10 protein-coding genes are annotated in these 9,268 nt (G+C 73.9%); 5 read left to right on the forward strand and 5 right to left on the reverse strand.

Annotated elements, in window-relative coordinates; genetic code table 11:
* Nucleotides 1-177: LacI family DNA-binding transcriptional regulator (locus AB0H87_RS32580; RefSeq protein ID WP_360154433.1), on the reverse strand; the 177-nt coding region annotated here is incomplete at its 3' end.
* A 121-nt stretch (nucleotides 178-298) separates the two neighbouring features.
* Nucleotides 299-1,222: an endonuclease/exonuclease/phosphatase family protein gene (locus AB0H87_RS32585; RefSeq protein ID WP_360154436.1), complete on the reverse strand. Its 924-nt coding sequence runs from the start codon at nucleotides 1,220-1,222 to the stop codon at nucleotides 299-301.
* A 122-nt stretch (nucleotides 1,223-1,344) separates the two neighbouring features.
* On the opposite strand from AB0H87_RS32585, the gene AB0H87_RS32590 reads away from it, so the two are divergent.
* The 4 genes from AB0H87_RS32590 to AB0H87_RS32605 all read left to right on the forward strand — a co-directional run bounded on the left by AB0H87_RS32590 (nucleotide 1,345) and on the right by AB0H87_RS32605 (nucleotide 4,976).
* Nucleotides 1,345-2,184, forward strand: coding sequence for an ABC transporter ATP-binding protein (locus AB0H87_RS32590; protein WP_360154409.1), 840 nt, complete (start codon nucleotides 1,345-1,347; stop codon nucleotides 2,182-2,184).
* Nucleotides 2,181-2,792, forward strand: coding sequence for an ABC transporter substrate-binding protein (locus tag AB0H87_RS32595; protein ID WP_360154412.1), 612 nt, complete (start codon nucleotides 2,181-2,183; stop codon nucleotides 2,790-2,792). Before AB0H87_RS32590 ends, AB0H87_RS32595 begins: the two co-directional genes overlap by 4 nt.
* A gap of 666 nt (nucleotides 2,793-3,458) precedes the next feature.
* A complete protein-coding gene (locus tag AB0H87_RS32600; RefSeq protein ID WP_360154415.1) occupies nucleotides 3,459-4,454 on the forward strand; it encodes a hypothetical protein in 996 nt (331 codons plus the stop codon).
* Nucleotides 4,455-4,457: 3 nt separating this feature from the next.
* Entirely contained in the window at nucleotides 4,458-4,976 is a 519-nt protein-coding gene (locus AB0H87_RS32605) for a hypothetical protein (protein ID WP_360154418.1), read from the forward strand.
* On the opposite strand, the gene AB0H87_RS32610 is transcribed toward AB0H87_RS32605, so the two are convergent.
* The 3 genes from AB0H87_RS32610 to AB0H87_RS32620 are packed head-to-tail and all read right to left on the reverse strand — an operon-like array spanning nucleotide 4,973 to nucleotide 8,495.
* Nucleotides 4,973-7,030, reverse strand: a complete 2,058-nt coding sequence (locus AB0H87_RS32610; RefSeq protein ID WP_360154421.1) for a xanthine dehydrogenase family protein molybdopterin-binding subunit — start codon at nucleotides 7,028-7,030, stop codon at nucleotides 4,973-4,975. The genes AB0H87_RS32605 and AB0H87_RS32610 overlap by 4 nt on opposite strands.
* On the reverse strand, nucleotides 7,027-8,016 hold the full coding sequence (locus AB0H87_RS32615) for a xanthine dehydrogenase family protein subunit M (protein ID WP_360154424.1): 990 nt from the start codon (nucleotides 8,014-8,016) through the stop codon (nucleotides 7,027-7,029). The genes AB0H87_RS32610 and AB0H87_RS32615 overlap by 4 nt, the downstream gene beginning before the upstream one ends.
* On the reverse strand, nucleotides 8,013-8,495 hold the full coding sequence (locus AB0H87_RS32620; protein ID WP_360154427.1) for a 2Fe-2S iron-sulfur cluster-binding protein: 483 nt from the start codon (nucleotides 8,493-8,495) through the stop codon (nucleotides 8,013-8,015). Before AB0H87_RS32620 ends, AB0H87_RS32615 begins: the two co-directional genes overlap by 4 nt.
* Before the next feature lie 164 nt (nucleotides 8,496-8,659).
* Here AB0H87_RS32620 and AB0H87_RS32625 point away from each other — a divergent pair.
* The coding region (locus AB0H87_RS32625; RefSeq protein ID WP_360154430.1) for a LacI family DNA-binding transcriptional regulator at nucleotides 8,660-9,268 on the forward strand (609 nt) is incomplete at its 3' end.

The following is a 9,268-nucleotide window of genomic DNA, read 5'->3' on the forward strand; positions in this document are numbered from 1 at the left end:
CGACGCGGAGATCAAGCAGCGGCGGGAGATCGACACCATCCGGGCCCGCGAGGAGGCCGAGACCGAGCTGGCGAGATCGGAGTCGCGCAGGGCCCGCGACACGGTGGCGATCGACACTCCGGCGTGCCGCGCCACTTCGTAGATCGTGGCCGCCTTCGACTTTGAAAGCGCTTTCATTCCCGTCACGGATGCCGAAGCTACCCGCCCTCGACGGCCCGGAAACTTCGCGTTCGCGATGTGCGTCTAGCGACAAAACGGACTGGCCACAGTGGATGCGTGTTCCACCGTGGACGGTGGGTCAGCGGAAATGGAAGCCCGCCACCACGGCCCGATGGTCGGTCGCGGGCGTGCGCACCACAGTGGACATCGTGGCGGTGAGGCCGCGGTAGAAGATCTGGTCCGGGCGGATCACGGGCAGGGAGGCGGGCCAGGTGGCACCCGGGCCGCGGCCGGCGTCGGCCTGGGCGTCGCGGACGAGGTCGCGCAGCGGCGCCATCACCCGGTCGGTGATCGCCGTGTTGAGGTCGCCCAGCACGACCAGCCGCGGTGCGGGGTCGGCGGCGACCGCGTCGGCCAGGGCCCGCAGGGAGCGGTCCCGGGTCGCGGTCACGCCGGGGCGGGCGGAGCCCAGGTGCACGGCGTACACGGTGAGCTCGCCCTCCGGTGTGTCGATCACGGCGCGCAGGGCGCGCTCCCAGCCCAGGGCGGTGTCGACCGGCGCGTGGTCGAGGATCGGGTAACGGCTCCAGAGCTCCACCGTGGAGACCCGCACGTGGTGCGGATATCGCGCCGCCATGGTCTCGCCGGTCGGCCCGCGCAGGCCCTCGGCCACCTCGACGAGGGCGACCACGTCGGCGTCGGTGGCCGCCACGGCGCCCGCGGTCGCGGCCGGGTCGGGATTGGCGGCGTTCACGTTCTGGCTGGCCAGCCTGATCTGGGTGGCGGCGTGGTCGGCGTTCTTGGGCAGCCAGGCGCCGCCGAACATCAGGCCCCAGACGAGCAGGGGCACGAGCGCCGCGACCGCCGCCACCTTGGTGCGGGCCAGCACGGCGCCGAGGATCAGCACCGGCACGGCGAGCAGCAGCAACGGTGCGGCGGTGTCGAGCACGCTGCCGAAGCCGGCCACGTTGGGCACGGAGCGGTGGAAGGCGAGGGCGACGGTCACGACGAGCGCGAGGAGCACCACCGCCGCGGTGACGAATCGCCGGCTGAGCGTCGTCATCACCGGATGACGGTACACGGAGCGTGCCCGGCGGGCTGGCGTTCGCGGACCGTGTCGTCACAGCGAGTGTCCATGCCGGAGCTTAGGTTGACCTTTGCAGAAGTTAGGCTAACCTAATCCGCGTGTTGCAGGGGGAACTTCGCACCGGCCTGCGCGGTGACGCGCTCGACCTCGCCTACCACGGTGACCCGGTCGTGCACGCCGCGTCGATCACGCTGCGTCCTGGTCAGGTCACCGCTCTCGTCGGGCCGAACGGCAGTGGCAAGTCGACACTGCTGCGGGCGCTCGCCCGGTTGCACAAGCCGATCGCCGGCGACGTGCTGTTCGACGACTCGGGCGAGTCCGCGCTCGCGTTGTCGGCGCGCGACTTCGCCCGCCGGGTCACGCTGCTCGCCCAGAGCCGGCCGGTGCCGGCCGGGGTCAGCGTCCACGACGTGGTCGGCTACGGGCGGCATCCCTACCGGGGGCGCTGGCGGGCCGACGATCCGGACGGGCCACGCGCGATCGCCTGGGCGATGGACGTCACCGGGGTGAGCGCCATGGCCGACCGCGCGGTCGACGAGCTCTCCGGCGGCGAGCGGCAGCGGGTCTGGCTGGCCACCTGTCTCGCCCAGGACACCGGTGTGCTGCTCCTCGACGAGCCGACCACCTTCCTCGACCTGCGCTACCAGGTCGAGATCCTCGACCTGACCCGCGACCTGGCCGACGAGCACGGCGTCGCGGTCGGCGTGGTGCTGCACGACCTCGACCAGGCGGCCGCCGTGGCCGACTCCGTCGTCCTGCTCCGGGACGGTCGCGTGGTCGGAGCCGGCGCGCCGCGCGACGTGTTCACCGAGGCCGCCCTCACCGACACCTACGGCATCCCCGTCTCCGTCCTCGTGGACCCCGAGACGGGCCACCTCTCCACCCGACCCGTCGGCCGGCACCACAGCCGGTCGCGTACCGAAAGAGAATCCGTATGAAGCGTTTCCCCCTGCTCGCCGTCGCCGCGGTCGCGGCCCTGGCGGTCGGCGCCTGCGGCACCACCGAGGAGGCCGGCGCGCCCGCGCCCGCCTCGTCCTCGGCCGCGGCGACCGGGCCGGTCACCGTCAAGGACAGCCGGGGCAAGGAGATCACCCTGCCGAAGCCGGCGACCCGGGTCGTCAGCCTCGAATGGGGCGAGACGGAGATCCTGACCAGCCTCGGCGTGCCGCCGGTGGGCAATGCCGACAACAAGGGGTACGCCGTCTGGAACACCGCGGCACCGCTGGACCCCTCGGTCAAGGACGTCGGCACGCGAGGTGAGCCGAGCGTCGACGCCGTCGTGGCGCTCCAGCCGGATCTCGTGGTGATGGAGGCCGAGCGGGGCGCGCCGATCGTGGCGCAGCTCGAGAAGTACGTGCCCGTCCTGGTCACGATCGGCAGCGACGCGTCGCGGAACCTGGACCGCCTGAAGGACGACGTCACGATGATCGCGACCGCGGTCGGGAAATCGGCGGAGGGATCGGCTCTGTTGGCCGACCTCGACGCCCATATCGCCGCCGCCAGGTCTTCGCTGGCCTCCGCCTGGCCCGCCCGACGTGACCGGTGAGGTCACGGAACTCCAGCCCGCCCGCGCCGAGCTCACCGGCCAGCAGGCGCGGCCGGTCGGGACCGAGGTCGTGGTCCCAGAACCGGACCGGGTACTCCTCGTGCAGGATCGCCGAGACGCCCTGCTCCTTGCGCTTCTTCCGGGCGTCCCGGTCGGCGGCGGGATCGGCGGACCCGGGCAGCAGCGGCGAAGCGGCAACGACGGTCCCGCTGTCGCTGACGACCACGCCCTGGACGCCACCGGGCAGCTTCGCGATGACGCGCGCGTCGCCGCCGGCGGCGGGCTGCAGCCAGAGCGCCGCCCGCGCCTCGTCCTCGGGCTCGGCGTCGGGATCGGGATCGGGCCGGGCGGAGGTGAACAGCAGGTCGCCGGCCGGTGTGAAGGCGGCCGCGGCCTCACCCTTGACGCTGCGGGTCAGCTGCCGCGCGGGCCGCTGCCCGGACGGGTCGATCTCCCACAGGGCCGTGCGGTAGCGCGAGTTCTCGCGATCGGGCGTCGCCACACCGACCACGAGCCGCCGGCCGTCGGGCGAGAGCCACAACCCACCGAGCCGGGGAATCCGAACGTACGCGTCGAGGTCCAGGAAAGGATCGGTGATCTCCACCGGGCCTTTCTACCATTGCTCCGGCTGCGATGATGGTGTTGCCCGACCGGGGAGGCGGCACGATGGTTGTCGAGCTGGGCCCATATCCGCTGTGCGGGCGATGCCAGGAGACCAACGGCGGCCTGGTCGCGACCAGGCACCGGCAGGTGCACCTGCGCGTCGCCGACCAGGAGGCGTGCGTCGACCAGGGGCTGGTCGACGTCGTCGCGGCGGTGTGGACGGTGGCCAGCACGCGCAGCTGTTGCCAGGACGACGACGGACGCGCGTACGTCGTGCCGACCGCCGACACGGTCGACGCCGCCGAGGCCGCGTTGCGTGGGCTCGGGCTCGACGTCGAACGCACCGACGGCGGTGTGCTCCGCTTCGCCCTGCCTCCCCCGCCCCCGGCCGAGCCGTTGGGCCACGTTCCGGTGGACCGGGGCGACTTCCTCGACGTCCTGGAGGCCGCGCGGCGTCTCGTCGACGGCGCGGCCGAGCAGCTTTCCACGCACACCGCCGGAATCGGGCACCCACGGATGAGCGAGGCGCGTGGCCAGGTGGCCGCCGCGCAGTCGTGGTTGACGGCCGGGATGCTGCGGCGGGTCAGCATCTTCCGGATGTCGCGCGGCACCCTGCGGCCGCTCGGCGTCCTCTTCCAGCTCGCGCTGCTGTCCGCCGGCTGCTGGGTCGGCGCCGCGCTGGCGCGGCTGGTGAGCGACGGTTCCACGGCCTGGTCGCTGGTCGGCGGGATCGCCGGCCTGGTCGCCGTCATGTGGCCGGTGGTGCGGCTGACCAACCTCGCCGACGACCGGACGAGCCGGCGCAGGGCCGCGCGGATCCTGCGTGCGTACGACGCGGGCGCGTTCGTGCCCCCCGCCCTCCCCGGCGTGCTCGTGGCCGCGGACCGTCGCCTGGACGACGTCCGGACGACGATCGACGCGGCACGGACGATCCTCGGTGTCGTGGCGCTCCGGTTGCCGCCGCAGGCCTTCGAGGTGCGCGCGCTCACCGAGGCGGACCTCGCGCTGTGCCAGGCGTCCGACGCCATCCGCATCTGGCTCGAAGCACCGAGGGGGTGAGCCGTGGCCGATCCGAAGCCCTATCAGGTGGCGGCGCGGCTGCGTGCCGCCGCGACGCGCGCCCGGACGCTGACCGGTGAGCTCCAGCGCGGCTCGTGGTCCGGCGGGCATGGCGACGACTCGACGATCGCGAACCTGACCCGCGCGGCCGTGCTCCTCGACGACGCCGCGAAGGCGTTGGACGGGGACGCGTTGCCGGGCCGGCAGTTCGTGATCGGCTCCGCCGTGAGCACCGGCCTGTTCGCGGGTGGCATCGCCGCCGTGCTCGCCACCGTTCCGGACCCGGGACGACCGTGGGTCGTGGTGTGCGCCGTCGTCGCCGGTTGGGTGGCCGCGGACATCTTCGGCCGCTGGCACGACGCCGCCCGGGCGCGCCGGAGCACCGCCGCACCCGACGCGCCGCCGGACGGTTCCACGGACGAGCGCGTCGGGCGGATCCGGGCCGAGGTCGCCGAACTGCTCCCCGCCGTGCGGCACAAGGACGCGGCGGAGTTCGTCCGCGTCGCGCTCATCTGGCTCTAGCCGCCGCGCAGGCGCTCCAGGGTGATCGGTAGGTCGCGGACGCGTACACCGGTGGCGTGGTGGACCGCGTTGGCCACCGCCGCGGCCGCGCCGACGATGCCGAGCTCGCCGATGCCCTTGCCGCCCACCAGGGTGATGTCGTCGTCCGGGCGCTCCAGCGAGTGCGCCTCCAGGCCGTGGATGTCGGCGTTGGTGGCCACGTGGTACTGCGCGAGGTCATGGTTGACGAACATGCCCAGCCGCGGGTCGACCACTGTCTGCTCGTGCAGCGCCATCGAGACGCCCATCACCATGCCGCCGATCAGCTGCGAGTGTGCCGTGCGGGCGTTGAGCGGGCGGCCGTGCGCGAACACGCCGAGCAGGCGGTCGACCCGCACCTGGCCGGTGTCGGCGTCGACCCGGACCGCGCAGAAGTGCGCGCCGAACGAGTGCCGCGAACGGCCGGGCGGCAGCGGTGTGGACTCCGCGGTGACCTCCAGGCCGTCGGCCGGGACGGCCCCGCCGTGCCCGGCCAGCCGCTCACGCAGCGCGGTGCACGCGTTGCGGACGGCACCGCCCCACGACGCCGTGCCGCTGGAGCCGCCGGCCACCGGGGCGTTGCCGTAGGAGGACCGTCCGATGTGGATCTCGACCGGCGACCCGAGGAGGTCGGTGGCGAGCTGCCACAGCGCCGTGCGGGCGCCCGTGCCGATGTCGACCGCGCCGACCGAGACGCTGAAGCTGCCGTCCGGCTCGGCCCGCGCCGTCGCGGTGGCGACCCGCTGGTAGGCCGGGTACACCGACGCGGCGAGCCCCGTGCCGAACAGCCATCGGCCGTGCCGGCGCACACCCGGCGTCGGGTCGCGGGCGGCCCAGCCGAACCGGTCCGCGCCGACGGTCAGGCAGTCCACCAGGTGCCGGCCGGCGAACGGCTCGCCGCTGGCCGGGTCGACCGCGGGCTCGTTGGCCAGCCGCAGGGCCAGGGGATCGAGATCCAGCGCGTACGCCAGCTCGTCCATGGCCGACTCCAGCGCGAACATGCCCGGCGTGTGGCCCGGCGCCCGCATGACCCGCGGCGTCGGCAGGTTGAGCCGGGCCAGCCGGTGGATGATCCGCAGGTTGTCGGTGGCGTACATGGTCCGCGTGGCCAGGCCCGTCTGCTCGACGAACTCGTGGATCGGGGAGCTGTACTGGAGTGCGTCGTGGTCGACCGCGGTCAGCGTGCCGTCGCGGCGCGCGCCGAGCCGGAACCGGCTGCGCGTGGCGGACCGGCCCGGCGACATCGTGAACATGTGCTGCCGGGTCAGCATCAACTTGCAGGGCCGCCCGGTGACCCGCGCCGCCATCGTGGCCAGCACCGCGCCCGGCGTCGGCCGCACCTTGGCGCCGAAGCCGCCGCCGACGTGCTCGGTGACCACCTCCACCTGCTCCGGTGGGATGTCCCAGAGCTGCCCGAACCCGACGGCGGCGATCCAGGGGCCCTGGTTGGAGTCGTGGACGACGAGCCGCTCGCCGGACCACCACGCCGTCGTCGCCACCGTCTCCATCGGATTGTGGTGCTGTGCTGGCGTCGTGTAGACGCGGTCCAGCACCACGTCGGCGGCGGCGAGCCCCGCGTCCACGTCGCCCTTGGCGAAGCTGCCCGGTTGGCCGCCGAAGAGCTCGCCGGGCAGCTCGAGGGCCGGATCGGCCGGGTCGAGCACGACGTGGTGCGGGCGTTCCGCGTAACGCACCACGACCTGCTCGGCACCTTCCCGGGCGGCTTCGGGGGTGGTGGCGACCACGCCGGCCACGATCTGGCCGCGCCAGGCGACCGCCGGCGACTGCAGCACGAGCTGGTCGGCGATCTGGGCCGGCCGCAGCCGGGGCGCGTTGGTGTGGTCGAGGACCGTGACGACCGCCGGGTCGGCCAGGGCGGCGGCCGCGTCCACCTCGACGACGGTCCCGCTGCCCACGGTCGCCGCGACCGGCCACACGTAGAGCGCGTCCTCGACCGGGTGCTCGTAGGCGTAGCGCGCCGCTCCCATGACCTTCTCGCGCCCCTCCAGCCGGGACAGGCCGGTGCCGGCGGTCATGCCGCGGCCCGCAGGTCGCGCAGCACCGCCGCGACCAGGTCGGCGGCGAGGTCGAGCTTGAACGCGTTGCCGGGCAGCGGCCGGGCGTCCGCGAACGCCAGCCGGGTCGCCGCGCGTACCTCGTCGTCGGTGGGATCGGTGCCGACCAGCGCCCGCTCGGTCGGCCACAGCCGCCACGGCCGCGGCGCGACCCCGCCGAGCGCGACCCGCGCCTGTGCGATCCGCCCGGCCTCGATCCGCAGCACGGCCGCGACCGAAACGACCGCGAACGCGTACGCCCAGCGGTCGCGCACCTTCCGGTAGGTGGCGAGCGCACCGGCGGGCGGCGGTGGCAGCCGCACCCCGGTGATCAGGTCGCCCGGTTCGAGCACGGTCTCGATCCACGGCGTCGCGCCCGGCAGCCGGTGCAGCTCGTGGATCGGCACCAGCCGCTGCACGCCGTCGGGCCGGCGCACCTCGACGACGGCGTCGTACGCGGCCAGCGCCACCGCGAGATCCGACGGGTGGCTCGCCACACAGGCGTCCGAGGTCCCGAGGACCGCGAGGTCCCGGTGCACGCCGGGGATCGCGGAGCAGCCGCTGCCCGGCGCGCGCTTGTTGCACGCCGTGCTGGTGTTCTGGAAGTACGGGCAGCGGGTGCGCTGCAACAGGTTGCCGGCCACGGTGGCCTGGGTGCGGATCTGCCCGGAGGCGCCGGCCAGCACGGCCTCGGTCAGCGCCGGGAAGCGGCGGCCGACGCCCTCGTCCCGGGCGAGCCGGTGGTTGCGGACGGCGCCGCCGATCAGCGCGCCACCGTCCGGGTCGTGCTCGACCACGTCGTACGGCAGCCCGCTGACGTCGACCACCAGGCCGGGGCGGAGCACCCCGAGCTTCATCAGGTCGACCAGGTTGGTGCCGCCGCCGAGGTAGACCGCGTCGGGGACGCCGGCGACGAGGGTGGCCGCCGCGCCGGGGTCGGTGGCCCGCGCGTACCGGAACGGCCTCATCCGCCCGCCACCTCGCGCACGGCGGCGACGATCCCGAGGTACGCGCCGCACCGGCACAGGTTGCCGCTCATCCGCTCGCTGATCTCCGCGTCGTCGAGGTCCTGCGGGGCCGCGGCCTCGGCGAGCATGCCGATCGCGGAGCAGAGCTGCCCCGGCGTGCAGTAGCCACATTGGAACGCGTCGTGGGCGATGAAGGCCCGCTGCAACGGATGCAGCTCGTCACCGTCGGCGAGACCCTCCACGGTGGTCACCGTGCGGCCGTCGACCGCGACCGCGAACAGCAGGCAGCTGTTGGCACGCTCGCCGTCGAGCAGCACCGTGCACGCGCCGCACTGGCCGTGGTCGCAGCCCTTCTTGGTGCCCGTCAGGCGCAGGTGCTCACGCAGCGCGTCGAGCAGGGTGACCCGGTTGTCCACGGCCAGGACCTGGTCCGCGCCGTTGACGCGCAGCACCACCTCGCCGTGCGGCTGGTCGCTCACGAACGTCTCCCCCGTTTCCGCCAGCGTACGTCCACGCTGCGCACGCGGACGATCACTCGTCTCGGTCCGGTAACGGCCGGTCAACACGTGTTGCGTGATCGTTCGCACGGTGCACATGATCTCCAGCACATCTCACGCAACTCGTGTTGACCGGAGGTACCAGGGTGACGGTGCGGCGCACGGACGTGGCCCGGCTGGCCGGGACGTCGCCCGCGGTGGTGAGCTACGTGCTCAACGGGGGTCCCCGCCCGGTGTCCGCACAGACGCGGGCGAAAGTGCTCGCCGCGGTCGAGCAGCTCGGCTACCGGCCCAACGGCATCGCCCGTTCGCTGCGGATGAGCCGCACGATGACGCTCGGCCTGGTCATCCCCGACAACGCCAACCCGTTCTTCGCCGAGCTGGCCCGGGCGATCGAGGAGGAGTCCTTCGCCGAGGGCTACACGCTGCTGATCGGCAACGCCGCGGAGAACGACGAGCGGCAGACGGCGTATGTACGGACCTTCCTCGCCCGCCAGGTGGACGGCCTGTTCATCGTGCCGGCACACGGGCCCGCCGGTTTCCTCGGCGACCTGGAACGGTCGCGTACGCCGTGGATCTGCCTGGACCGGCAGGTGCCCGGCGCGGCCGCACCGGGCGTCCTGGTCGACAACCGCGGCGGCGCCTACGCGGCCACCCGGCACCTGCTGGCGCACGGCCGCCGCCGCGTCGCCTGTGTCGGCGGCCCGCGCGACGTGATGCCGGCCTGCACGAACGTCGACAGGCCCAGGCCGCGC

The organism is Asanoa sp. NPDC050611, from assembly GCF_040654855.1.
Lineage (GTDB): Bacteria > Actinomycetota > Actinomycetes > Mycobacteriales > Micromonosporaceae > Asanoa.